This window comes from Spirosoma gilvum, from assembly GCF_054776815.1.
Window position 1 is genome coordinate 590,210 of the sequence record NZ_BAAHBH010000001.1, and the last position, 22,850, is coordinate 613,059.

Consider the following 22,850-nt stretch of genomic DNA (forward strand, 5'->3'; position numbering starts at 1 on the left):
AAGTATGGCCATAATGACATTAGAATCCCTTCGTAACCAAATTGATTCCCTCGACGATCAGCTTCTGACGCTACTTAATCAGCGGATGGATCTGGTTCGTCAGGTGGGCGAGTTAAAACGTTCGACCAACGCCGTTATCTACCGGCCCGAACGCGAAAAGCAGATCATAGATCGGCTGCATGAACAAAACAATGGGTTGTTGAATCGCCCGGCTATTGAAGCGATCTTTCTCGAAATATTTGCCGTCTCCCGGAATCTGGAGCTTCCCGAACGAGTCGCTTATTTAGGGCCGGAAGGGAGCTTTACCCACCAGGCTGCCGAAAGCCGTTTTGGGGCCATGAGTACCTATCTGGCTTTGCCGAATATCCGTTCTGTATTTGAGGGAGTCGAAACCGGGCGGGTTCGCTTTGGCGTAGTGCCCATCGAAAATAACCAGGAAGGGGTGGTGGAAGAGGCCATTGACTTGCTGCTCGAAAAAGATCTGCGTATTGCTGCCGAGGTACAGATTCCCGTTCACTTCACGTTTGCCACCAAGGCCGAAAACCTGTCCGACATTACCCATATTTATTCGAAAGACATTGCGTTTGGCCAGTGTAGCCGGTTCCTGAGCGATTATTTTGATGGGCTTAGTCCCGAGCTGGTACCCATAGAATCAACCTCCAAGGCGGCAAAATTAGCCGCCCAAAATCCGAAGGCTGCGGCTGTCTGTTCAGGTATTGCGGCTAAGCTGTTCGATGTGCCCATCCTGTTCGATAACATTGAAAACAGCGACCTGAACCGGACTCGATTCCTGATTCTGGCGAAAGATTTTGTTAATCAGCCCAGCGGACACGACAAAACAACCCTGATTGCGAAACTTCAGAACACCGATTCGCCGGGGGTGTTGGCCGAATTTCTGCAGGAGTTTAATGCCCGGCGTATCAACCTGACCAAAATCGAAAGCCGCCCGTTGCGCGAAGGGGCAACCTTCCGGTACTGGTTTTTACTGGAATGCGAAGGCCACGCCAGCGACCCCGATTTGCAGGAAATCCTGAATCACCACGCGGCTGAGGTGAAATGGCTGGGGAGTTATGTAAGGGTCTCCTAGATTATAGGGTCATTAGTCGTCATTGATGGTCATTGGTAGACATTAGTTGTCATACGTTGCGGTTGTGACAACTAGCTACCAATGACTATTAATGCCCAAAAATGCCCACTAATGACAATTGATTCCATGAACAAATCTCGATTGGAAGCCTTTAGTGATGGTGTGCTGGCGATCATTATCACCATTATGGTATTAACCATCCATACGCCACAACATGCTGAATGGGCTGCCTTAAAGCCATTGATTCCTGGATTTCTCAGTTACCTGATCAGCTTCCTGTTTGTGGGTATTTACTGGGGAAATCATCACCATTTACTACAAGCTATCAAGACCGTGAATTCTGGCATTATGCTGGCCAATCTGAATTTGCTGTTCTGGTTATCCCTATTGCCATTGGCGACGGGCTGGATGGGTGATAATTCCTTTGCCCCGAATACGATTGTACTCTATGCGATTATTTCAACCTTATGCGGCATTTCGTACTGGATACTCCAGCAGCAGATAGTGCAGGTTACACCACCTGAGTCGAAATTGCGGGAAGCCATTCGAAAGCAAAATGGGAAAGTTATTCTCTCCGCTTTATCTTGTGCACTGGCTGTGCCTATGGCATTTGTCGATCCGATTATTCCGGGTATGTTATTCTTTATCCAGTCGGCAATCTGGCTTATTCCAGACCGAAATGTCGAACGGGCGCTGTAATAACCGATGCTCGCTGGGCCAGTTAACGTAAAATGCCTTCCGTTTCAGCATAAACGGTTGTCATAGGTAACGATAAACCGATGCTGGCCAAGTTGATGGATTCTGTGGGTAGGCTGGCTTCGGAGGCCAGGAACCAATAGCCCTGTTCGTGTTTCCGGAAAACCTCGGCTCGTATTTTTTCAGAGTCGATAAGCAAATATTCCTGAAAAGTAGGGGAGTGGCGGTAAAGCGCGAATTTATCACCGCGATCAAAGGCCGCGGTTCCTGGTGATAGTACTTCGGCAACGAGCATCGGGTTGGTAAGGGTATCCTGTACGTCATCGTGGTACTGGTTCGGTCCACAGACAACCACAACATCGGGGTAGGCATAAAGCGAATCTGTGGGAACGTTCACCCGTTGGTCACTTGAATAGCTGCGGCACCCTTTGCCACGTAAATGAAAACCAATCTCGATAGCTATGTTTTCTTTAACTCGATTGTGATTCGTAGATGCTCCTGCCATTGGAATGATATCTCCAGCTACGTACTCACTTTTGAACGCAGCTTCGCGTTCCTGCTGGAGATAAACGTCGGGGGCGATATAAATTTTTTCGGCTACCATAAAGCCAATTTTTCGTTTTCGTAAAACTACAAAATATTATTTATAGTTACAGGCTAAAAGTCGCAGCTAGCTGCTTAACACAAACGATGGAATCGAACGATAAAACAGAACGAATAGTCGAAGCGCGGATGAAACTCAAACGTCGGTTTGAGGAGAAAATGGCGCAAACTCCCTCCATGACCGACGAAAAGCCACGAGGTTCTGGGCAGCCGAATCGGCACGGAATGCCCACGGTTCCGGTTGGGCAGACTGTTACGACCAAATGGCCAGTGCTGGATTTAGGCTACCAACCGAATATTCCACTCGATAAATGGCAACTGGCTATCGACGGTGAAGTGAACCATCCGGTTCGGCTCAAATGGGAAGATTTGATGGCGCTGCCACAGGTAGAGGACACCAGTGATTTTCATTGTGTAACCACCTGGTCGCGGCTGGATATTCCGTGGGTAGGCGTTCGCTTTATGGACTTAGCCGCTCTGGTTGATCCCAAAGGAACAGCAACGCATGTGATGTGCTATGGCTACGATGGCTACTCGACCAACGTATCGCTCGAAGAAGCCCTCAAACCGGATGTGTTGCTTGTTCATACGGCCGATGGGCAACCCCTGCCCCGCGAACATGGTGGTCCATTGCGAATGATCACCCCGCAGTTGTATGCCTGGAAAGGATCTAAGTGGATCAAGCGAATCGAGTTTTTGTCGAAAAATCAACTCGGTTTCTGGGAAGAACGCGGTTATTCAAATACAGCTTATCCCTGGCGAAACGACCGGTATTCCTGACCTATTTACCTCAGCTTATCGATTATAGCTGCGCTCCACAGTATTTACAATAAACGGCGTCGGGGTCATGACCCTGACGACCGCAGTTTGGGCAAGCCTGGGTCGAAATTTCCTGCTTTTTACTGGCTGTGGTCAGGCTGACAGCCACAATACCCGTTGGAACCGCAATAATGACGTAGCCCAGCAACATAATGATGGTAGCAATAAATTTACCCATTGGTGTGCTGGGGACAATATCGCCATACCCAACTGTAGTGATCGTAATGACGGCCCAGTAAATGCTTAATGGAATACTCTCAAACCCGTTGGAACGTCCCTCAACAACGTACATCATGGCTCCAAGGGTGACAACTAGTGCCAGGATAGCTACGAAAAAGACCGTAATTTTTGCCCGACTCTCGCGGAGGGAATAAGCCAGTACTGAAGCAGCGGCTGTGTACTCCCCCAGCTTCAAAATGCGGAAAACACGCAGGAGCCTAAGTATTCGTACAGTAGCAAACTCGGGAGCGCCAAGCATAAATAAGGTAAGGTAACTTGGCAAAATGGCCAGCAAATCAACAAGACCAAAGAAACTGGTTATGTACCGTAGAGGTTGTCGAATACTGATGATTCGTAGAACATACTCAACCGTAAACAGAACAGTAAATACCCATTCAATTTGGTCAAAGACTAACCCATAAGCTCGTGCTAACGATGGAATACTCTCCAATATCACGGCCATTACACTGAAGAGGATCAGGAAGAGTAACGTAACATCAAAGGCACGACCAGCCCATGTGTCAGCCTCGAAAATGATTTCGTGAAGCCGGTTTCGGAAACGCTGCCATCTGGAGTTCATGATACGAAGTTGTTAACGAACTTCAGCTAATGTAAGCGATCCCGAACGTCCATTAGTGCAAAACCAAGCAGATTTTTACCCTGCCATTGAGTAGGATCTTCAATCATTGGATTATCCTTCGCCATCCCGATGCCCCAAATCGCGTCAACTGGACTCGCTTCAACCAGAACCCGGTTACCTGTCGTTAGTAAAAAATCGCGTAGGTCAGGGTTTTGTGAAAATTTGTGGAAGTTGGCCCTGATCACAATGTCGACGCAGGCATTATCCCAGGTTGGTGCGTCGAAATGGTGAACCGTACGACCTATCTTCTTGGCTTCGGCAGGTGTTGCGCTGGCAAGAATCGTAGTCAAGGCATCCGAGTCACCAAATAAGCGGGCTTTTTCGGCCATCATATAATGCTCGGCCGACGGATACCGTATCCCATCGACGTCAAACGGAGCTACCCACCACTGACTCAGGCAAGACTCGCCAATGCGACCATCCTTTCTCGGCTGATGACCCCAGAAAAAAAGGTACTTCAGTCGGGTTGATTGGGTATACTGGTCAATCAGCCAGTCGAGCGTGTAGACCATACCGTTAAATCATGAGTAAGCGCCAAATACCCGAAATGAGCAATAAAAGCAGAGCCGCAGGTGTCAGCACTTTCCAGCACAAAAACATCATCTGGTCGACCCGAACGCGGGGAAACGTCCAGCGTACCCACATCTGAATCAGAACTGCAAAAAAGGCTTTCGACAGCAGCCAGAACCCTCCTGTGATATGCCCCCAAATGGTACCGGGTTCACCACTCGTCCAGTCAGCTAGTCGGAGAGGGCCGAGGTTCGGGAAGGGCGTATTCCAGCTACCCAGAAACAGAACCGCGCCCAGAAACGATACCAGCAGCATCATGGCGTACTCCGACAGGTAAAGCAACGCAAATCGCATCCCCGAATATTCGGTATGAAAACCCGCCACAATCTCTGATTCCCCCTCGGGTAAGTCGAACGGAGCCCGGTTGCTTTCGGCTAGCGTACAGATGAAGAAAATGATGTACGCAAAAAACAGGAAAGGATTTCGGAGAATGTTCCAACTGAAAATACCGCCCCAGGTCGACACATCGATACCGGTTGCTTTCAGGCCAAACAAATAATTGGTCTCATGCCCAAAAATGCCCTGCTGAAAACTGATGTCCTGTAAATTGAGCGTCTGACAGATCATGACCACGCACAGAATGGTCAGGCCAAGTGGTATTTCGTAGGAAATAATCTGCGCTACGGAGCGCATCGCGCCAAATAGCGAATACTTGTTGTTCGATCCCCAGCCTGCCATCAGAATGCCCACCACATCGAACGACACAATGGCCATCAGGTAGAACACGCCCAAATCAGTTTTTGAACCCTGTAGATCGGGCGTAAGCGGAAGTACTGCAAAACCGGCAAATACCGAAGCAAAAATGATAGAAGGCGCCAGCAGAAACAACCGCCGATCGGCAGCCGTGGGCACAATATCTTCTTTCTGAAGCAACTTCAGCAGGTCAGCAAAGAGTTGCAGCAATCCCCATTTCCCGGTTTCCATGGGACCAAGTCGGTCCTGCATAAATGCCGACACCTTCCGTTCGGTATACACCCCAACGACGACAAAACCGGAAGCCATGGCCAGAAAGATAGGGAGAGCAAGCACGTTAGTTAATGATGAATGATGAATGACGAATGATTTTGCGACTGCAACACCTCATTCATCATTCATCATTTATAATTCATAATTAGTTAAAACTCGGCGGTTTTGGGTGCTCGGGGGAAGGGGATTACATCGCGGATGTTGCCCATACCCGTTACGAACAGAACCAGCCGTTCGAAGCCCAGGCCGAAACCCGCGTGGGGAGCCGTCCCGAACCGGCGGGTATCCAGATACCACCAGATCGCTTCGGGTTCAATACCGACTTCCTGCATCCGGGCTACCAGTTTGTCCAGATCCTCTTCGCGTTGTGAACCGCCAATGATTTCGCCAATGCCAGGAAACAGGACATCCATAGCCCGAACGGTTGGCCCAAACACCTCGCCACGTGCACTGGTAGCTGGTTCACTGTCCTGCTTCATGTAAAATGCCTTAATAGCACGTGGGTAGTTGGTCAGAATAACTGGTTTCTTGAAATGCTTTTCCACCAGATACCGCTCATGTTCCGACTGCAGATCGATACCCCATTTCACCTCAAACTGAAACTGGCCCTTCTTCGCTGGTTTTGAGTTGATTAGTATATCAACCGCTTCGGTATAGGTAAGACGGACGAATTCGTTGTTGATGACAAACTGGAGCTTTTCGAGCAGGCCCAGTTCGCTTTGCTCTTCTTTCTTTTTAGTTTTCTCTTCCTCTTTGAGCCGGTTGTCCAGAAACGCCAGATCATCGGCACAGTGCTGAAGCGCGTATCGGATAACGTTCTTGACGAAGTCCTCGGCCAGATTCATGTTATCTTCCAGCTCGTAGAACGCCATTTCAGGTTCAATCATCCAGAACTCGGCCAGGTGGCGAGTCGTGTTGGAGTTTTCAGCGCGGAAGGTTGGCCCGAAGGTATAAATCTTACCCAACGCCATAGCGCCTAGTTCTCCTTCCAGTTGACCAGAAACGGTCAGGTTGGTTTCGCGACCAAAGAAGTCCTGGCTGTAATCAACTTTACCCTCTTCGGTCATCGGAGGTTTGATGGCGTCCAGCGTGGTTACCCGAAACATTTCACCAGCGCCTTCGGCATCAGAAGCGGTAATGATGGGCGTGTTAAGGTAGAAAAATCCGTTGTCGTTGAAATACTTATGAATGGCAAAGGCCAGGGCATGACGAATCCGCAGAATCGCGCTGAACGTATTGGTACGCGGACGTAGGTGGGCAATTTCACGCAGAAACTCCAGCGAGTGGCGTTTGGGTTGAAGCGGATATTTTTCGGGGTCTGCCGTGCCATAAATCACAACCTCCGTTAGTTTAACTTCGATGGCCTGACCCGCTCCCTGCGACTCCACGAGCTGCCCCGTAATAGCCAGGCAGGAACCCGTCGTAATCAGTTTCAGTGTATCTTCGGGAAGCTGGCCGGCCTCGGCTACTGCCTGAATGTTTTGTATGGTTGATCCGTCGTTGAGCGCGATGAAAACGGCATTTTTACTTTCACGTTTTGTGCGAACCCAGCCTTTTACGGTTACGGTAGTGCCAACGGGCAATTCGGTGCCCGACGAGGTTTTTAATAACTGCTTTATCGGTAAGTAACTCATACTAAAATGGTGACCCGGTAATGATTGTGGTCGCAAAAGTACGGATTGTCGGTTGAATAGCCCATAAACAATTTTATTCCGTAAAATCATAAGTAAGTAGGTGCGGGTCGATTGCTGCCGTATTTTTGCGCCAAATTGAGACAACAAACCACCCACCTCCGATAAGATGTCGATAACCTTGTATATCGTTCGCCACGCAAAAGCTGAAGACAGAGCCATGTTTATGCCGGATCATGACCGGCAACTTACCCCCGACGGCATCATTGCAGCCGCCCGAATGGGGCGATACCTGCACGAGAAAGCTATTTTGCCAGATGTGATCATCAGCAGTACGGCTCCCCGTGCCAAAGACACAGCCAAAGTAATTGCCGAACAAACCGGATTTGATCTGTCCAGGATCGAGTTAAATCAGTTTTTATACGAAGGTGGCCCTAAAGCGTACCTGGCAGCCATAAACCTGTTGCCTCCAACGGTCAATGCGGCCATGATTGTAGGACATAACCCCGACGTATCGTATTTCGGTGAGTTTCTGACCCATCAGGATATTGGTTCCATGAGCAAAGGGGCAGTTGTCGCTATTACATTCGGAAACCTGACTTGGTCTGAAATCTCAGGCCGGACCGGAAAACTGGAATTTCAGATCGGACCCAAGCAATTGCCAATTAATGATAAATGATGAATTATGAATGATAGGTTTATAACGCCATCATGTATAATTCATCATGTATAATTCATCATTGAACAAAGTGAACCGTAATCGTCGCATATTCATCGTCGTCTTTATTGTTTTCACGACAATCGTTGCCCTGCTGGCCATTGATATGGCCCGCCGGACTACGGCCCCCTGGAACAAGCGCCGGGAAGCCGAACGGGCTTTGCCCCCTAAAGATGGTACCGTTGCCGACACGATGGCCAGAGACACGCTCCTTGACCCCTAACTCCGTTATGCTACAACTTAGCGCTGTACACCATATTGCGATTATCTGTTCTGATTACGAACGTTCGAAGCGGTTTTATACAGAGACATTAGGGTTTACTATACTGGGTGAATATTACCGGGCTGAACGGCAATCGTTTAAGTTGGATCTGGCGTTGAACGGGCAGTATCTCATCGAACTCTTCTCGTTTCCTAATCCGCCAAAACGCCCATCCCGACCCGAATCGGCTGGTCTGCGTCATCTGGCTTTTGCCGTTACTGATCTGGACAACGCGATTCAGCACCTGACCGAACAGGGAGTAGTGACGGAGCCGGTTCGTGTTGATGAACATACAGGTCGCCGATTCACCTTCTTCGCCGACCCGGACGATTTACCGTTGGAATTGTATGAAATGTAGAGACCGCACCAGCGGACCGGCGATCCCTCGCGTCTGCTGACCGGATGGTCCTTACACCGGCGGTTTATTGCTGATGCACAGGAGACGCAAGGGATTGCCTCTCTACAAGAGTATATTCACTAATACGTCAACCAGGGCATCGACATCATTGGCATCGTTATAGACGTGTGGAGCGATGCGGAGGACACGGGACCGTGCCGAGACAGAAACATTCTTTTTCAAAAGAGCTTGTTGTATGGTCATGGGATCGGCCTGTTCAGTAAGCCAGAGACCAACCAGATGATGGCTGCGACCTCTGCTACCATTTTCGGGCTCGATCTGACAGCCTAATTTTTCCAGAATGGGCCAGGCATCGGCCAGTAGGTTTTTTGTGTAATCCTGAATACGAGCCGGTTGCCAGTCGATCAGTTGTGTTAGGGCGGCTTCGAGCATGGGCATTTGCAGAAAATGCGTATGCTCACCTACGTTATACCGATACGCTTTGGATCGATATTGGGGTTGGTAATCCATCAACCGGTGAAACTGATTGCTGTCTAGTCGATTCATCCAGCCTTCTTCCAATGGAATGCCCTCATCGAAAGCTGGGCCAAAATAGGCCAATCCCAGCGAATAAGGCCCCATCAGCCATTTGTAGCCCGCACAAATAAGCGCGTCGGGTTGAACAGCTTCCAGGTCGAACGGAAGGGCTCCAATGGCCTGCGTTCCGTCAATGACCAGCCAGGCTCCCACATCCCGAGCCCGTTGGCTAATGGCTTCCAGATCGAACCGGATTCCATACATCCAATGTGCAGGTGGCACAACGACCATTGCTGTATCAGCGTCAATGGCATCCAGCAGTCGTTGATTCCAAAGCTCTCCTTTCGGAAACTCAGCAGGCATAGGGATAGTCGTTATGGTTAGACCTAATTCAGCACTGACACGGCTCCAGGCATAGACATCGCTTGGAAATTCGTCGCTGATCAAAACCAGTTTTTGCCCGGCCCGAATGCCTGGTTTTCGATGCAGGTTATGAGCTACTACGGCCATGCCATACGAAACGGAAGGAATGACGGCAATTCGTTCGGGATCGGAGTTGTGGATTAGCTTAGAGAAAAGGGCTCGGACACGAACGGCTCCTGTAAAAAACTCGTCGGGTTTTAAGCCAAATGGATTGGTCTGCTGGGAGAGCGCCGTGTGGCCTGCCTGTTCGACGGCTCGACTAAACGGAGCTTTGGTCGCGCAATTCAGGTAGTGAATGGTTGGTGGTAAACTGAATTGATCTTTTTGAGATTGAAGAGGATTTGTGTTGATGAGCATATAAAATTAGATCGCTGAAAAAATTGGCACGGGGTTTGTAAAGGCATAATTGAAACCTAAAACCTACCCCATAAAATGACTGCTTTACTGGGCATTGGCTCACGTGTTCGGCATGAAGAATTTGGCGATGGCGTTGTCATCAACCTGAAAGCCACCGGCTATACGATTACGTTTATCGAGCATGGCGTGAAGGTAATCAAATTCGACACACCCCTCACCATCCTGGATGCGTTGGAACCCGATGGCGATCTGGTTAGTCTGTTCGATGTCGAGCAGTCGCTGACTCGGGTTCTCCAACGCTGGGTCGACCAGACGGAAATCGTACCGCTTGGTGATAAGTGGAAAGGAGGCAAACTCATTCTGAAACCGGGCCGAGCCGATCTGGCACAAAAAGAGATACCGATCGACTCGTTCTTTCATAAGATTGTGATGGTTCGCGACCGCCTGCGTGTACTCGAACAACGGATTAATGCCAGCCCGCTCGACGATGAAGAGAAGATAAATATTCAACAATATATCACCCGAATTTACGGTAGCCTGACCTCGTTCAATCTGCTGTTCAAAAACCAGAACCAGCAGTTCGTGGGTGAAAAAACATTGGCCGACGCTTAACTGAAGTACTCGGTCGAACGATAACTATTTCATATAGTTTTGGGTTAGTTAGATTGGAAGCTCCCCGCTACTGTTTCAGTGGCGGGGACTTTTTTTGACCAGGATTTTTGGGATTTAACTGACCGACTGTGATTATCCCTTCTTCGAAGATTTAAAATAACGCGAACTATGAGATTTTTGACCGCGTAGCGACGGTCGGCCATTTTTCTACCAACATTCCGTGCCTACGGCACTTAATTAGCTGAAAATCAATGATTAAATCTCGTAGTTCGCGTTACAATAAAATCATAGTCAGTCAGTTAAATCCTATAAATCCCGGTTCCGACTTCTCGGATGGTACTCCCGAAGGGTTTGCTGGAGGTAATCGCGGTCGAGGTGGGTGTATATTTCGGTGGTGGTAATGGATTCGTGACCAAGCATTTGCTGAACGGCCCGAAGGTCGGCTCCCCCTTCGATGAGGTGAGTGGCAAAGGAATGCCGGAACGTGTGCGGGCTAATCGTTTTTTTGATGCCCGCTTCATCAGCCAGTTTTTTGATGGTCGTAAACACCGAAATACGCGAAAGCTGTTTACCCCGCAGGTTTAGGAAGATGGTATCTTCGTCGCCTTTCTGTACATCCAACTGGCTACGCACGTGCTGTATGTAAATACGCGTATAGTGCATGGCGTCTTCGCCAATCGGTACCAGCCGGACTTTGTCGCCTTTACCAAGAACCCGAATAAAACCGGCATCGAAAAAGCAGTTCGTCAATCGTAGATTGAGTAGTTCGGTCACTCGTAACCCGGAACTATACAATACTTCGAGCATAGCCCGGTCGCGCGTACCGCCGGGAGTCGATAGGTCGATGGCGCTTAGAATGGCTTCGATTTCCGGAAAGTTTAATGTATCGGGTAGTTGTCGGCCCAGTTTTGGCCCTTTAAGTTGCTGCGTCGGGTCATGCTGAATCAGATTTTCGAGAAGCAGGTATTTAAAAAACGATTTTAGTCCTGATAGCATCCGCCCCTGACTGTGTGCCGATAGACCAAGCTCGCCCAGGTACTTCAGAAAATTCATCAATTCCTTTTCCGTTACCTGGGTTGGGTCCAACGCAGGGTTGGTCAGGAGAATGTACTCGTACAGTTTCTCCGCATCGTGCAGATAGGCCTCCACTGAATTTTCGGCCAGTGATCGCTCCAACTTGAGGTAGTTCTTAAAGGCGTTTATATAACTTTGCCACATAGGACGGTGAATGAATAATATACATTGAATAATGTGCAATGAATAATGGATAATGCTGGCCTACTGAGATTGCCAGAGTTTTCCATCGGTCAATGTCCCGTACTCATTATTCATAGTGCATTATTCATTGTACATTATTCATAAAGTATGAAACAGATTCTTATTATCAACGGCCCGAACCTCAACCTGTTAGGTAAGCGCGAGCCGACTATTTACGGCAATCGCTCGTTTGTCGATTACCTCGAAACCCTCGAACAGCAGTTTTCGGATGTGCAACTTCGCTATTTTCAGTCGAACCACGAAGGCGAACTAATCGATAAAATTCACGAACTCGGTTTTGATGTCGATGGCATTGTGATCAATGCCGGAGCCTACACGCATACATCCATTGCCATCGCCGATGCCTTATCGGCGGTTACAGCTCCTGCTGTTGAAGTGCATATCTCGAACGTACATGCCCGTGAATCGTTTCGGCATCACAGCTATCTGTCGGCCAAATGCAAAGGTGTAATCGCCGGGCTTGGGTTGTTGGGATACGAGTTGGCTGTGCGGTATTTAATTAATAATGGCTAATGTGAAATGGATAATGAACAAAAAGGCTAGCCATTCATTACTCATTTTACAGTATTATTTGTCCATTATCCATTTTACATTATCCATTAAGCAATGATCACATTTTATCCCGGTCCTTCAAAAGTTTACCCGCAAGTGGCCGATTATGCGGCCGAAGCGGTGCATCAGGGAATTGTTAGCCTGAACCACCGCAGTGCAGGTTTTATGGACATTGTAAAAGAGACCATACGCCTGTTACATGAAAAACTTGCGATCCCGGCCGACTATCACATTGCGCTGGTGTCGTCGGCAACGGAGTGCTGGGAAATTGTAGCCCAGTCATTGACCGACGAAGCCAGTTTGCACCCGCATAGTGGCGCATTCGGAAAAAAATGGGCTGAATATGCGTACCGAATAAAGTCTCCAACCAGCCTGAGCGAAGCCGATGTGTTGTGTATCGTGCAGAACGAAACCTCCAATGGGACCCAGGTAACGATGGAGACATTGGCTCAGTTTCGCCGGGATTTTACGGGTTTGATTGCCGTCGATGCGGTTTCATCAATGGCAGGTATCCTGCTCGACTGGTCGCTGGCCGATGTCTGGTTTGCTTCTGTGCAGAAATGTTTCGGTTTACCTGCCGGACTGGCTGTGCTGATTTATTCGCCAGTAGCGCTCAAAAAAGCCGCCGAAATAGGGGAGAAGGCTCATTATAACAGCCTTCTGTTCATCCACGAAAACTTCTCGAAGTTTCAGACCCCTTATACGCCCAATGGATTGGGTATTTACTTGCTGATGCGGGTTTTGCAGCAGGTTCCACCCATTGCCGAAGTGGCTACCGTTACCAGACAACGGGCCGCTAACTGGTATGCCTTTTTTGAGAACGAACTGGCCCAGTCGCCCTTCCGCTTATTAAATCAGGATAAGACTGTGCGATCCGATACGGTCATTGCTGTCGAAGGAGCAGAAGAGGATATAAAAGCCATTAAGGCCGCGGCTCAGCAGGCCGGAATCACGCTCGGTAATGGCTATGGCGACTGGAAGACTTCAACGTTCCGAATCGCCAACTTCCCGGCTATTTCCAACGAAGAGATTGAAGCGCTTAAGCAGTTTTTGCTGGCCTATTGTAACGCGGTGGTGCGGCATACCGACATCTTGCCCGCATCGTGAAAAGAAATTTATAGATCATAGTGCGGATAGAATGTCGGAATGTGCCGACGGGGCTTCGCACCACCGCGTTACCTATGCCTAATTTTAAAGAAATTGTCTCCGTTACGTTGATTTTGTTTTCGGTGATTGATGTCATTGGCTCATTGCCTGTGATCATTGACCTCCGCCGTAAGTCGGGGAAGATTGAATCCGAACGGGCTACCCTGGCTTCGGGAGCCTTAATGGTTGCTTTCCTGTTCGTAGGCGACCAACTGTTGGCGTTGTTTGGCGTTGATGTGGCCTCGTTTGCGGTAGCTGGTGCGTTAATTATTTTTCTGATCGGGCTGGAGATGATCTTGGGACGAACCATATTCAAATCAGAAGTTGAAACGGACGGGGCCACGCACATTGTCCCCATTGCTTTTCCACTCATTGCCGGAGCCGGTACCTTAACGACCCTTATTTCACTCCGGGCCGAGTACCAGACAATCAATATTATCATTGGCATTATCCTGAATCTACTGCTGATTTATGCCGTACTCCGGTCGTCGGGCTGGCTGGAGAATCGGCTGGGTTCGGGAGGCCTGGCCGTGTTACGGAAAATCTTCGGTATTATCCTATTGGCTATTGCGATAAAGCTGCTCAAAACCAATCTGATTCCTGGTTTTTAAGGTACGGCAAGAATTAGATTTTTATTTAACGTGAACTATGAGATTTAGTCATTGATCAGTAGTTAATTAAGTGCCGTAGGTACGGAATGTTTGTAGAAAAATGGCCATCCGCTACGCGGTCAAAAGTCTCATAGTTCGCGTTTTATTTACTGTCTGTGGGGGACTTGGGCGCTTCACAAATCCGCTCAAGAAAATCAGATATGACTGCTACTTGATAATTAAATAGTAAGATGGCAGCTATGTAACAAACTGCCGGTATCCAGATAGATGTATAGCGAGCGTTTTTCCCGATATCTAAAACGCAGATTAAACTCACCGCGAAAAGTAGTATGCTCAAGGTAATAAGGAACTCTGCGTTTGGCTTATATGTGACTGCTAATGTGTTATTGAATGGTTGAAATGTGCCATCAGCAATAACGTTCATAGTTCTTCGATTCGTAAATGATGTTGGCTCAATTGAAAACTTTAATCCACTTAAATAACCTAGAAACATATCGTCGTCTGTAGTAGCGTTAAATATGTTTTTGTTCGGCGTATTAAGAATGACTGTATTGATTCGTGCAAGTATTTCATCTACACTTGACTGGGTGGTATAGGTGTGTTTTGCGTAAAACGTTAGACTAAGCATTTTGGAATACTCTTACTAGGAGGTGAATTTTACAAAATATACGGTTTTCAGGCAGCATATACCAGGTGAGAAATGTTCGAATTAAAGCTGAAATCTCCGAAAAAGACAAATTGTGTGGATAAATACAGGATTTTTAAAGGTAAAACAGCCCAATTTCTACGTTTTTGTAAAAAGCCGCTAAGATTATAAAGTGATAAAAAAAATAGCCTAAATATGGTTGTTTACTGTATCAAACGAATTTTAATTATAACTTTTCCTGAAAAACAGTAAAAAATATGGTTTAAGGGGGGTGTGGCATTTATTTTTTATTGTAAACCCGCATTATATTTGCCAAAAGTATTGCACAAAACCCCTATTCAACTCAATCCACTTGTACATCATGGCAAAGGCGAAGTTAGAATACATTTGGCTCGATGGTTATAAGCCCACCCAAAGCTTGCGTTCAAAAACCAAAATTGAAGGCGATTTCTCTGGTAAACTGGAAGACTGCCCTATGTGGTCGTTTGACGGTTCGTCAACAGAGCAGGCTCCTGGTGGTTCATCTGACTGCTTGCTGAAACCCGTTTTCATCTGCCCTGATCCACAGCGTAAAAATGGCTACCTCGTGATGTGCGAAGTGCTGAACGCTGATGGTACCCCTCACGAGTCGAACGGCCGTGCCACGATTGAAGATGACGACAACGATTTCTGGTTCGGTTTCGAACAGGAGTACTTCCTGTGGGATGAGTCGATCGATCGGCCACTGGGCTTCCCGACAGAAGGGTTCCCAAAACGCCCACAAGGTCCTTACTACTGCTCGGTAGGTGCTAAGAATGCCTACGGTCGGTATATCATCGAAGAACACCTGGACGCTTGCCTTGATGCTGGTCTGAACGTAGAAGGTATCAATGCAGAAGTAGCAACCGGTCAGTGGGAATTCCAGATTTTCGCTAAAGGTGCGAAAGAAGCTGGTGACCAAATCTGGGTTGCTCGCTACATTCTGGAGCGTATCGGTGAAAAATACGGTATCTCGATCAACTGGCACTGTAAGCCGCTGGGCGATACTGACTGGAACGGTTCAGGTATGCACGCTAACTTCTCAAACACGACCCTTCGTACGGCGGGCAGCAAAGAAGTGTATGACAAAATCTGTAGTGGATTTGGTCGTACGCCTGAGATCATCAAAGCCTGTATCGACGTATACGGCGCTGATAACCACCTGCGTCTGACGGGTAAACACGAAACCCAGTCGATCGATCAGTTCTCGTTTGGTGTATCGGACCGCGGTGCTTCGATCCGTATCCCAATTGCTACCGTAGAGCGCGGCTGGAAAGGCTGGCTGGAAGATCGTCGTCCAAACTCGGCTGCCGATCCTTATAAAGTAGCTGCCATTATCATCAAGACTGTTAAAGATGCTGAAGCTGTAGAAGCGTAAGCCACTTGATATAGTTTATCGAAAGCCCGACTGCGAAAGTGGTCGGGCTTTTTGTTGCCCCTTGGAGACCGTTTATCAAGTTTGTTTAATTCAAGCCCTGCTTTTCGCTACCTTTAACTATCATATTCCCTGAATCTTAACGTGAAAAAAGCTATGGAAGCCAAAGACTATGATTTCGAAGAAAAATGGAAACAGTTTGAAGAAACGGGTAAAGAAGTATCCGGTACCATCGGTGCGGTAGCTGGGGCCATAGTGGGTATTTCGGTCTTGGGATTGGGCGCACCGGTTATGTACTTTTCAAAAAAAGCGGCTGGGAAAGACACAGCGGAGGCACTACGGGAAACCGGAAATAAGGTGCTGGAAAAGACCAAATGGATGAGCGAGTTTGGCCGGTTTACCGGCAAAAAATTCGGCCCTAAAATTTTAGGAACTGTGCTTTTTGGCGTAACAGGCTTGCTGTCGGGCGATGAATAATTCCGTAATCACTCGTCATTAGTAACTGAAGCTTCTTCCTTTTCGTCCGCTTAAATCAAGAAATTAACTGGTGAAAGTTCTGTAACTGGCAGAAGGGGTGTATGTTTGGTTAATTTTTCAATCTAAAATCTTAACCCCGCCCTAATGTCCAATTTTCGCTTTAAAGCTCTTGAAATGGCCCAAAATCGTCAGGCGATGCCCGTAGCGGCACCGACTGAACGCGTTGGCGATTTTTTTGGCAGTTATACATTCAATAATGAAGTAATGCGGTCGCTTCTGTCGCCCGAAGCGTACCTGAAAGTTACTGAAGCTATCAACACCAATGGTCAGATAGACCGGGCCATTGCTGATGAAGTGGCCGGGGCGATGAAATCATGGGCTACCTCAAAAGGAGCCACCCACTACACCCACTGGTTCCAGCCGCTCACGGGCGAAACGGCCGAAAAACACGACGCTTTCTTCGATGTAGGATCAGATGGGAAAGCCATCGAAAAATTTAAAGGGAGTGCCCTGGTTCAGCAGGAACCCGATGCCTCGTCGTTCCCCAGTGGCGGACTGCGCAATACCTTCGAAGCGCGTGGCTATACCGGCTGGGACCCTAGTTCGCCCGCCTTTCTGATGGACAACGGCGCCGGGGGGAAAACACTCTGCATTCCATCGGTATTTATTTCCTATACCGGCGAAGCCCTGGATTATAAAACTCCTTTGCTAAAAGCACTGAATGCGCTGGACAAAGCGGCTACGTCCGTATGTCAGTATTTCGACCGGAACATTACGAAAGTAACCCCTACGCTCGGGCCTGAGCAGGAGTACTTTGTAGTCGACCGGGCGCTTTTCTACGCGCGCCCTGATCTGGTACTGGCGGGACGGACCTTATTTGGTCATCAGCCTGCACGGGGACAGCAATTGGAAGACCATTATTTCGGCTCGATTCCCCCGCGTGTCAACGCCTTTATGGTTGATTTTGAGTTTGAGTCGATGAAGCTGGGGATGCCCGTCCGGACACGCCATAACGAAGTGGCACCGGGGCAGTTTGAAGTAGCGCCAACATTTGAAGAGGTCAACCTCTCCATCGATCACAATGCGCTGCTCATGGATTTGATGGAAAAAATAGCTGAGAAGCATAACCTGAAAGTCCTTTTTCATGAAAAACCCTTTGCCGGCATCAACGGAAGTGGTAAGCATAATAACTGGTCGATGGGGACAAATACGGGCGTTAATCTGTTGGCACCCAGTACGAAGCCTAAAGAAACGCTCCGTTTCCTGACGTTTCTGGTCAACGTGATTAAAGCGGTTCATGATAATGCCGACCTCTTACGGGCTAGTATCGCATCGGCTGGTAACGAACATCGACTTGGGGCTAATGAAGCACCGCCTGCTATTATGTCGGTCTTTCTGGGCGAAACCCTGACGCAAGCTCTAACCGACCTCGAAACCAAGTCGGAAGTGACCATCAACAAGGGCGATAATGTGTATTACAAACTGGGACTGAACCGGATTCCAAGCCTGATGCGCGATAATACCGATCGTAATCGAACGTCGCCGTTTGCCTTTACGGGCAACAAGTTTGAGTTTCGGGCTGTAGGTAGCTCCGCCAATTCGGCATCGACCATGACCGTACTCAATGCTATTGTAGCCGACCAGTTGAACAAGTTCAAAACCGACCTCGACGGACGATTGGCGCGGAATGAAAAGAAAGAACTGGCCATTGTCGATATTCTGAAAGAGTATTACGCCAACTCAAAACGGATTTTGTTTGAAGGAAACGGGTATTCCGACGAGTGGGTCGAAGAAGCAGCCCAGCGTGGTTTGTCGAACATCAAGTCGTCGCCTGAAGCACTGGCCGTTTACGTGCAGCCCGAATCACTTTCCTTATTTGAGCGGACTGGTATAATGAACCATGCCGAAGTCGAATCGCGCTACGAGATTGAACTGGAGAAGTACATCAAAAATGTGCAGATTGAGTCGCGCGTGATGGGCGATCTGGCGATGAATCACGTGGTATCAACAGCGCTGAAGTATCAGAACAAACTGGCCGAAACGGCCCGGAATTTGGTGGAGTTGGGTATGATTGCCGAAGCCGAACCTATCAAAGACATCCTACGTGAAATTTCGACCCGTGTGTTGGTTATCAAGAAAGGAGTCGAAACCATGATTGAGTCGCGAAAAAAAGCGAATAATGTGGCTGACACTACTGAACGGGCCCGTTTGTATGCCACCGAAGTAAAAGATCACTTCGATATTATCCGGTATGAAGTGGATAAGCTCGAAGAGATCGTGGACGACGAAGACTGGCCGCTGGTAAAATACCGGGAGCTATTGTTTGTGAAGTAATCCGAACCGGGATTTATGTGATTTACCTGACTGACTGTGATTAGGCCTTCTTTGAAGGCTGGTAGAAAAATCAAAGTCGGTCAGGTAAATCACATAATCCCGGTTCGGATTAACGTCTTACTATTTTGAAGGCGATTCCCCGGCCATAGCCCTGAGAAATGGCGAGTGTAATCCAGCTCAAGGCTAGCTGCTCCAGAAGCGCGAACTTGTCGTTGCCACCCATATCATAGCATTCGGCAAAGCCAGCGTCTTTGGCTAGCTGGGCAGCAATTGCTTTTCCTTTTGTACTATTTCCTGCCATAAACATATCGATACCTTCACCATTGTAGACAGGATCGATCATATTTTCGTAGCCGGTTGCGTTAAAGCATTTTACCACGTCGTTGGTAGCAGTGTTAGCTAGTACTGCCTCAGTCGTGTTTGTGAAACCAGGCAGTCCCATAGCGCGCCCAATGTTCATGGTGTCAATAATCACTTTACCAGTTGTATTGCCAAGCTCTCTGGCTATGTCGATTGCTTTCATGCCGGGTGTTGCCAGTATCACTACGCTACATTGGGCAACGGCGGAAGCTACCGTGGTAAACCGGTCTTCTCCGATCTTAGTGGCCAGCTTAATTGATTTTGCCGAAAGAGGAAATCGGGAGCCCATCAATACGGTATGGCCTGCCTGAATAAAGCGTTGTGCCAGAGCCCCACCAACGTTGCCAGTACCAATAATTGCGATGTTCATACTTTTTTGAATAAGAAGTGATTTAATGTCTAATCTAATCGTTGGCCAACAAAGTCGCCGTATTGAAAAAAATAAAATAAAACGGAATGAAGGTAAAAAGGGCAATTGATAACCACGGGTTAACAAAACCAAGGACTGCGCCTAGGCCATAGAGAAGCGGTCCAAAAATCAACGATTGCCAGGTAACCTTCCGGAAATCGGTTCGGTTAATGCTGGCCTGGAGAATATCAGGTTTGCCTTGTGCCTGCCAACGGATAAGGGTAAACGTAAACGACATTAGAACCATCACGACACCGAAAACAAATGTGGATACAGGGTTGCTGAGGTAATCGCCCAGTAGGGCCGTTGGGAACGGAATGAACGAACACCAGAGCAACAGTAAGGCATTGAGCCAGAAAATTCCGTGTGTAATATTGCTGATCTGATTGAGCAGCCGATGATGGTTTACCCAGATAACACAAACCATCAAAAAACTAATGATCCAGCTAATCAGTTTGGGCAAAAGCGCATAAAGCGCTTTACTCAATTCAGTAACCGACTCATGGTGAACGATACTGGGGACCTTGAGTTCCAGCACCAATAAGGTAACTATAATCGCAAAAACACCATCGCTAAAGGCTTCAACCCGCGTTTTGGAGAAGTAATTCATGGGTGATTTTAGGGGTTCAGTTCAGAATCTACGGACAACGTACACGCCCACAATTAACAGACCCACACCCACCAAACGCTGCCAGTTCATAGGGTGAGTGGGAAATTCAAAAACAGATTTTTCAGCGACTGTGCAGTTTGCGGAGGGTATATGATAGGCCAACCGTCAGCAGTTTATCGTCGGGCTGTACTTGGGTAACGACCACATTTTCGTGCGTATACGTATACAACGCATTGAAAGCCAGTCCGCGCCAGATCGGGAAGTCAAAGCCGAAGTCGAATTGCCAGCGGTAGTTGGCCGCATCCGAAAAAGCAGGCTGATAGTACGCATCGTAGTAAAGCCGTAGGTGATTGTCGAGCAGGTAATGCCAACCCCCCAGCCAGGCCGTACCGCGCCACAGGTCAATGGCTTGCGAGCCGTTATAACGGATTTCGTTATAGGTGGTCGCGGTAAAGCGCGTTTTTTCGAACACGGCCCCGGCCGATACTTTCAGTACGTTTCTGGGCGTATTGATGAGTTGCAGGGTGCCTCCGGCCCCAGCGAAATAGCGCAAGTCGATTTTCCGGCGGTAGTTGGTCGAAACATAGGCGATGGCAAACGGATACACCCGGCGTTCGGGATGGTAATAAAGGTAATTCCGGCTGAACAGATCGTTGTCGGCTTTTGTCGAATAGAACGATTGATACAAGCTGGAATTCTGCGACTTGAACACCCACGACCGTACCGGTGACGTAACTAGGTCCAGCTTGCCGCGTAGGGTGGTTACCTCTACATTTCCCTGCTGAAAATTGCCAGTCAGCGAAGCGCGTACCTGAAGCCGGGCCGTATCGCTTTCGTTCAACTGAGCTAAAACAGGAGTTGCGACCAGACAAATAAGGCAAATGATTCTGGCTACCAACGTTAACAGCTTCAATATTGACAATAGTCCTGAGTAATTTACTGATGGCAGAATGCAACAGTGGAGGCATCCATTGTAAACAGGGCAATAGATGTATAGACTGTTTTTTATGGATGCCTCACTACAACTGGTTTAGTTTTTTCGGTTAATAGAAAAACTGTTCCTGAACGATTTTACCATCATTCACGGTGTACATCGCAATTTCGTTCATGTTCATGCGGTTGCCGTCTTTGAACGTTACATCCAGGCCAATCGTGATGGCAATCTGATTACCGGCTACCAGTGGTCCGCCAACGTTACCGCCGTGTACTTCCTGAATCATTGCCTGAAATTGGTTGCCTTTTTCAATGATGGCATCCAGCCCTTCTACCGATTGCATTCCCTGGGCACTGGCCGGTTCGATGCTTTTGGCATCTGACGCATACAATTCGCGTTGAGCCTGTTCGTACTTACCTTCCTGGCAGAGCGCCACCAAACGATCGGCAATTTCCTGTGTTGTCATGTTATTTAATAAGGTAATGAATGAATATCGATGGCGTTTCCATCGAACTGTTCAGTAAGACGTTCAGACAGGGAAGACGATACCTGAATCGTCAATAATATTTACATTGAAAAATGCAATTGTCTGACAATCAAGCTGGTGGTGATTGGGCTTGATGCCTAACAGCTTTCATAGTTATTCGCCCAGTGCTTCGATTATTGCTTTTGCCGTTTCAGCACCCGAAAAATTCTGCTGACCGGTAATGAGGTTACCATCGCGGATGGCAAACCCACGCCACAAACCTGCCTGCACGTAGTTGGCGCCCAGCTTTTTAAGCTCATCTTCTATGCGCCAGGGCATCACGTGTTTATCGCGGGAAAGCAGGCCATATTCCCAGACGGCGTTATCGGCAAAATCTTCTTCAACATTGGCAAAGCCCGTTACAGTTTTTCCTTTTGCCAGGTACTCACCATTCGAAAGTTTGGCGTAGCGCAGAATAGCGGTACCATGACAAAGCGCCGAGGTGACTTTGCCAGCTTCATAAAACTGTACAAACTTTTGCTGAAGGGCTGTCGCGTTTTCAAATGAGAACATGGGAGCCTGACCACCCGCTACCACAATAGCATCGAAGGCATCAACGTCCAGCTCCGATACCGGTTTTGTATTATCGACCAGGGTGCGTAATTTTTCGGTATGGATAAAGCCCTGCGAAATGAGGTCCGTCGAAGAATAGCCGCTCTCATCGTTGGGGTCGCTCATGGCATCAGCTTCACACTTACCCCCGTTTGGACTGAAGATTTCGACCTCATAGCCTTTTTCGGTGAATTCATAATAGGGATGCGTCAACTCGCTCCACCAGAAACCGACCGGCCAGTTGGTCGTGGTCGAAACAGCAGGGTTGGCAATCACAATGGCAATACGTTTAGGATGCTTCGGACTTACAAGATTCGGGTCTTTTAAGCTCATGGTATTTGTATCAATTTGGTTTTTTATACATGTTTGATACAAATGTGATAGCTTATAGCCGTCAAGTCTATATATATACTTTTTAGTGTGATACTATCTTTTTAGAGAGTTATTGATAATCAGCATATAAAAAATAGGCCCCCGGCATTTATGCATAAATGCCGGGGGCTACTGTGTCAAAATTGCGCTGCTCTGATGTCGATTATAGGGAG

25 protein-coding genes are annotated in these 22,850 nt (G+C 48.1%); 13 read left to right on the plus strand and 12 right to left on the minus strand.

Going from position 1 to position 22,850, the window contains the following annotated elements:
* The first annotated feature begins 13 nt into the window (after nucleotides 1-13).
* Both pheA and ACYVFD_RS02360 read left to right on the plus strand, forming a co-directional pair.
* On the plus strand, nucleotides 14-1,087 hold the full coding sequence (gene pheA, locus ACYVFD_RS02355) for a prephenate dehydratase (protein ID WP_461088128.1): 1,074 nt from the start codon (nucleotides 14-16) through the stop codon (nucleotides 1,085-1,087).
* A gap of 126 nt (nucleotides 1,088-1,213) precedes the next feature.
* Nucleotides 1,214-1,786 carry a TMEM175 family protein gene (locus tag ACYVFD_RS02360; RefSeq protein ID WP_461088130.1) on the plus strand — a complete coding sequence of 191 codons (573 nt, stop codon included), beginning with the start codon at nucleotides 1,214-1,216 and terminating at the stop codon, nucleotides 1,784-1,786.
* 22 nt (nucleotides 1,787-1,808) lie between these two features.
* On the opposite strand, the gene ACYVFD_RS02365 is transcribed toward ACYVFD_RS02360, so the two are convergent.
* A complete protein-coding gene (locus ACYVFD_RS02365) occupies nucleotides 1,809-2,387 on the minus strand; it encodes a Uma2 family endonuclease (RefSeq protein ID WP_461088132.1) in 579 nt (192 codons plus the stop codon).
* An 86-nt stretch (nucleotides 2,388-2,473) separates the two neighbouring features.
* Between ACYVFD_RS02365 and ACYVFD_RS02370 the strand changes: the two genes are divergently transcribed.
* Complete coding sequence (locus tag ACYVFD_RS02370; protein WP_461088134.1) at nucleotides 2,474-3,166, plus strand: sulfite oxidase-like oxidoreductase; 693 nt, start codon at nucleotides 2,474-2,476, stop codon at nucleotides 3,164-3,166.
* A 22-nt stretch (nucleotides 3,167-3,188) separates the two neighbouring features.
* Here ACYVFD_RS02370 and ACYVFD_RS02375 read toward each other — a convergent pair whose 3' ends face one another.
* The 4 genes from ACYVFD_RS02375 to asnS all read right to left on the minus strand — a co-directional run bounded on the left by ACYVFD_RS02375 (nucleotide 3,189) and on the right by asnS (nucleotide 7,234).
* Nucleotides 3,189-4,004 (minus strand): ion transporter, encoded by an 816-nt coding sequence (locus ACYVFD_RS02375; RefSeq protein WP_461088136.1) that lies wholly within the window; start codon nucleotides 4,002-4,004, stop codon nucleotides 3,189-3,191.
* A gap of 26 nt (nucleotides 4,005-4,030) precedes the next feature.
* On the minus strand, nucleotides 4,031-4,576 hold the full coding sequence (locus ACYVFD_RS02380; RefSeq protein ID WP_461088138.1) for an NADAR family protein: 546 nt from the start codon (nucleotides 4,574-4,576) through the stop codon (nucleotides 4,031-4,033).
* 4 nt (nucleotides 4,577-4,580) lie between these two features.
* Nucleotides 4,581-5,663, minus strand: a complete 1,083-nt coding sequence (locus ACYVFD_RS02385) for a complex I subunit 1/NuoH family protein (RefSeq protein ID WP_461088140.1) — start codon at nucleotides 5,661-5,663, stop codon at nucleotides 4,581-4,583.
* 86 nt (nucleotides 5,664-5,749) lie between these two features.
* Complete coding sequence (gene asnS, locus ACYVFD_RS02390; RefSeq protein ID WP_461088141.1) at nucleotides 5,750-7,234, minus strand: asparagine--tRNA ligase; 1,485 nt, start codon at nucleotides 7,232-7,234, stop codon at nucleotides 5,750-5,752.
* 166 nt (nucleotides 7,235-7,400) lie between these two features.
* Here asnS and ACYVFD_RS02395 point away from each other — a divergent pair, with 166 nt between their 5' ends.
* The 3 genes from ACYVFD_RS02395 to gloA2 all read left to right on the plus strand — a co-directional run bounded on the left by ACYVFD_RS02395 (nucleotide 7,401) and on the right by gloA2 (nucleotide 8,569).
* The gene (locus ACYVFD_RS02395) at nucleotides 7,401-7,910 is read left to right on the plus strand and encodes a SixA phosphatase family protein (protein ID WP_461088143.1); all 510 of its coding nucleotides are present in this window, start codon (nucleotides 7,401-7,403) and stop codon (nucleotides 7,908-7,910) included.
* A gap of 70 nt (nucleotides 7,911-7,980) precedes the next feature.
* Nucleotides 7,981-8,172 carry a hypothetical protein gene (locus tag ACYVFD_RS02400; RefSeq protein WP_461088607.1) on the plus strand — a complete coding sequence of 64 codons (192 nt, stop codon included), beginning with the start codon at nucleotides 7,981-7,983 and terminating at the stop codon, nucleotides 8,170-8,172.
* A 7-nt stretch (nucleotides 8,173-8,179) separates the two neighbouring features.
* Nucleotides 8,180-8,569: an SMU1112c/YaeR family gloxylase I-like metalloprotein gene (gene gloA2, locus ACYVFD_RS02405; protein ID WP_461088145.1), complete on the plus strand. Its 390-nt coding sequence runs from the start codon at nucleotides 8,180-8,182 to the stop codon at nucleotides 8,567-8,569.
* A 102-nt stretch (nucleotides 8,570-8,671) separates the two neighbouring features.
* On the opposite strand, the gene ACYVFD_RS02410 is transcribed toward gloA2, so the two are convergent.
* Complete coding sequence (locus tag ACYVFD_RS02410) at nucleotides 8,672-9,865, minus strand: aminotransferase class V-fold PLP-dependent enzyme (protein ID WP_461088147.1); 1,194 nt, start codon at nucleotides 9,863-9,865, stop codon at nucleotides 8,672-8,674.
* Between the two features lie 75 nt (nucleotides 9,866-9,940).
* Between ACYVFD_RS02410 and ACYVFD_RS02415 the strand changes: the two genes are divergently transcribed.
* Nucleotides 9,941-10,477, plus strand: coding sequence for a hypothetical protein (locus ACYVFD_RS02415; protein ID WP_461088148.1), 537 nt, complete (start codon nucleotides 9,941-9,943; stop codon nucleotides 10,475-10,477).
* A gap of 306 nt (nucleotides 10,478-10,783) precedes the next feature.
* Here ACYVFD_RS02415 and xerD read toward each other — a convergent pair whose 3' ends face one another.
* Entirely contained in the window at nucleotides 10,784-11,695 is a 912-nt protein-coding gene (gene xerD / locus ACYVFD_RS02420) for a site-specific tyrosine recombinase XerD (RefSeq protein ID WP_461088150.1), read from the minus strand.
* A gap of 147 nt (nucleotides 11,696-11,842) precedes the next feature.
* On the opposite strand from xerD, the gene aroQ reads away from it, so the two are divergent.
* From aroQ to ACYVFD_RS02450, 6 genes are all read left to right on the plus strand, one after another.
* Nucleotides 11,843-12,268, plus strand: coding sequence for a type II 3-dehydroquinate dehydratase (gene aroQ, locus ACYVFD_RS02425; protein ID WP_461088152.1), 426 nt, complete (start codon nucleotides 11,843-11,845; stop codon nucleotides 12,266-12,268).
* 93 nt (nucleotides 12,269-12,361) lie between these two features.
* Nucleotides 12,362-13,414, plus strand: coding sequence for an aminotransferase class V-fold PLP-dependent enzyme (locus tag ACYVFD_RS02430; protein ID WP_461088154.1), 1,053 nt, complete (start codon nucleotides 12,362-12,364; stop codon nucleotides 13,412-13,414).
* Between the two features lie 74 nt (nucleotides 13,415-13,488).
* A complete protein-coding gene (locus tag ACYVFD_RS02435; RefSeq protein WP_461088156.1) occupies nucleotides 13,489-14,064 on the plus strand; it encodes a MarC family protein in 576 nt (191 codons plus the stop codon).
* Nucleotides 14,065-15,071: 1,007 nt separating this feature from the next.
* On the plus strand, nucleotides 15,072-16,106 hold the full coding sequence (locus ACYVFD_RS02440) for a glutamine synthetase beta-grasp domain-containing protein (RefSeq protein WP_461088157.1): 1,035 nt from the start codon (nucleotides 15,072-15,074) through the stop codon (nucleotides 16,104-16,106).
* Nucleotides 16,107-16,259: 153 nt separating this feature from the next.
* The gene (locus tag ACYVFD_RS02445) at nucleotides 16,260-16,580 is read left to right on the plus strand and encodes a hypothetical protein (protein ID WP_461088159.1); all 321 of its coding nucleotides are present in this window, start codon (nucleotides 16,260-16,262) and stop codon (nucleotides 16,578-16,580) included.
* Between the two features lie 144 nt (nucleotides 16,581-16,724).
* The gene (locus ACYVFD_RS02450) at nucleotides 16,725-18,914 is read left to right on the plus strand and encodes a glutamine synthetase III family protein (RefSeq protein WP_461088161.1); all 2,190 of its coding nucleotides are present in this window, start codon (nucleotides 16,725-16,727) and stop codon (nucleotides 18,912-18,914) included.
* A 109-nt stretch (nucleotides 18,915-19,023) separates the two neighbouring features.
* On the opposite strand, the gene ACYVFD_RS02455 is transcribed toward ACYVFD_RS02450, so the two are convergent.
* The 5 genes from ACYVFD_RS02455 to ACYVFD_RS02475 all read right to left on the minus strand — a co-directional run bounded on the left by ACYVFD_RS02455 (nucleotide 19,024) and on the right by ACYVFD_RS02475 (nucleotide 22,638).
* Nucleotides 19,024-19,644, minus strand: coding sequence for an NADPH-dependent F420 reductase (locus ACYVFD_RS02455; protein ID WP_461088162.1), 621 nt, complete (start codon nucleotides 19,642-19,644; stop codon nucleotides 19,024-19,026).
* Nucleotides 19,645-19,678: 34 nt separating this feature from the next.
* The gene (locus tag ACYVFD_RS02460) at nucleotides 19,679-20,293 is read right to left on the minus strand and encodes a TMEM175 family protein (protein ID WP_461088163.1); all 615 of its coding nucleotides are present in this window, start codon (nucleotides 20,291-20,293) and stop codon (nucleotides 19,679-19,681) included.
* 121 nt (nucleotides 20,294-20,414) lie between these two features.
* Complete coding sequence (locus ACYVFD_RS02465) at nucleotides 20,415-21,191, minus strand: DUF481 domain-containing protein (RefSeq protein ID WP_461088164.1); 777 nt, start codon at nucleotides 21,189-21,191, stop codon at nucleotides 20,415-20,417.
* A gap of 145 nt (nucleotides 21,192-21,336) precedes the next feature.
* Nucleotides 21,337-21,693 carry a SnoaL-like domain-containing protein gene (locus ACYVFD_RS02470; protein WP_461088165.1) on the minus strand — a complete coding sequence of 119 codons (357 nt, stop codon included), beginning with the start codon at nucleotides 21,691-21,693 and terminating at the stop codon, nucleotides 21,337-21,339.
* Between the two features lie 174 nt (nucleotides 21,694-21,867).
* Nucleotides 21,868-22,638: a type 1 glutamine amidotransferase domain-containing protein gene (locus tag ACYVFD_RS02475; RefSeq protein ID WP_461088166.1), complete on the minus strand. Its 771-nt coding sequence runs from the start codon at nucleotides 22,636-22,638 to the stop codon at nucleotides 21,868-21,870.
* Nucleotides 22,639-22,850 lie beyond the last annotated feature (212 nt).

Bases quoted from the DNA above. Each gene is read 5' to 3' on its own strand.
- ACYVFD_RS02455 (WP_461088162.1), bottom strand. From the start codon at position 19,644: ATGAACATCGCAATTATTGGTACTGGCAACGTTGGTGGGGCTCTGGCA.
- ACYVFD_RS02380 (WP_461088138.1), bottom strand. From the start codon at position 4,576: ATGGTCTACACGCTCGACTGGCTGATTGACCAGTATACCCAATCAACC.
- ACYVFD_RS02475 (WP_461088166.1), bottom strand. From the start codon at position 22,638: ATGAGCTTAAAAGACCCGAATCTTGTAAGTCCGAAGCATCCTAAACGT.
- ACYVFD_RS02365 (WP_461088132.1), bottom strand. From the start codon at position 2,387: ATGGTAGCCGAAAAAATTTATATCGCCCCCGACGTTTATCTCCAGCAG.
- ACYVFD_RS02375 (WP_461088136.1), bottom strand. From the start codon at position 4,004: ATGAACTCCAGATGGCAGCGTTTCCGAAACCGGCTTCACGAAATCATT.
- ACYVFD_RS02430 (WP_461088154.1), top strand. From the start codon at position 12,362: ATGATCACATTTTATCCCGGTCCTTCAAAAGTTTACCCGCAAGTGGCC.
- ACYVFD_RS02360 (WP_461088130.1), top strand. From the start codon at position 1,214: ATGAACAAATCTCGATTGGAAGCCTTTAGTGATGGTGTGCTGGCGATC.
- ACYVFD_RS02410 (WP_461088147.1), bottom strand. From the start codon at position 9,865: ATGCTCATCAACACAAATCCTCTTCAATCTCAAAAAGATCAATTCAGT.
- ACYVFD_RS02460 (WP_461088163.1), bottom strand. From the start codon at position 20,293: ATGAATTACTTCTCCAAAACGCGGGTTGAAGCCTTTAGCGATGGTGTT.
- pheA (WP_461088128.1), top strand. From the start codon at position 14: ATGACATTAGAATCCCTTCGTAACCAAATTGATTCCCTCGACGATCAG.
- ACYVFD_RS02470 (WP_461088165.1), bottom strand. From the start codon at position 21,693: ATGACAACACAGGAAATTGCCGATCGTTTGGTGGCGCTCTGCCAGGAA.
- ACYVFD_RS02370 (WP_461088134.1), top strand. From the start codon at position 2,474: ATGGAATCGAACGATAAAACAGAACGAATAGTCGAAGCGCGGATGAAA.
- ACYVFD_RS02445 (WP_461088159.1), top strand. From the start codon at position 16,260: ATGGAAGCCAAAGACTATGATTTCGAAGAAAAATGGAAACAGTTTGAA.
- aroQ (WP_461088152.1), top strand. From the start codon at position 11,843: ATGAAACAGATTCTTATTATCAACGGCCCGAACCTCAACCTGTTAGGT.
- ACYVFD_RS02435 (WP_461088156.1), top strand. From the start codon at position 13,489: ATGCCTAATTTTAAAGAAATTGTCTCCGTTACGTTGATTTTGTTTTCG.
- asnS (WP_461088141.1), bottom strand. From the start codon at position 7,234: ATGAGTTACTTACCGATAAAGCAGTTATTAAAAACCTCGTCGGGCACC.
- ACYVFD_RS02395 (WP_461088143.1), top strand. From the start codon at position 7,401: ATGTCGATAACCTTGTATATCGTTCGCCACGCAAAAGCTGAAGACAGA.
- gloA2 (WP_461088145.1), top strand. From the start codon at position 8,180: ATGCTACAACTTAGCGCTGTACACCATATTGCGATTATCTGTTCTGAT.
- ACYVFD_RS02440 (WP_461088157.1), top strand. From the start codon at position 15,072: ATGGCAAAGGCGAAGTTAGAATACATTTGGCTCGATGGTTATAAGCCC.
- ACYVFD_RS02415 (WP_461088148.1), top strand. From the start codon at position 9,941: ATGACTGCTTTACTGGGCATTGGCTCACGTGTTCGGCATGAAGAATTT.
- ACYVFD_RS02450 (WP_461088161.1), top strand. From the start codon at position 16,725: ATGTCCAATTTTCGCTTTAAAGCTCTTGAAATGGCCCAAAATCGTCAG.
- xerD (WP_461088150.1), bottom strand. From the start codon at position 11,695: ATGTGGCAAAGTTATATAAACGCCTTTAAGAACTACCTCAAGTTGGAG.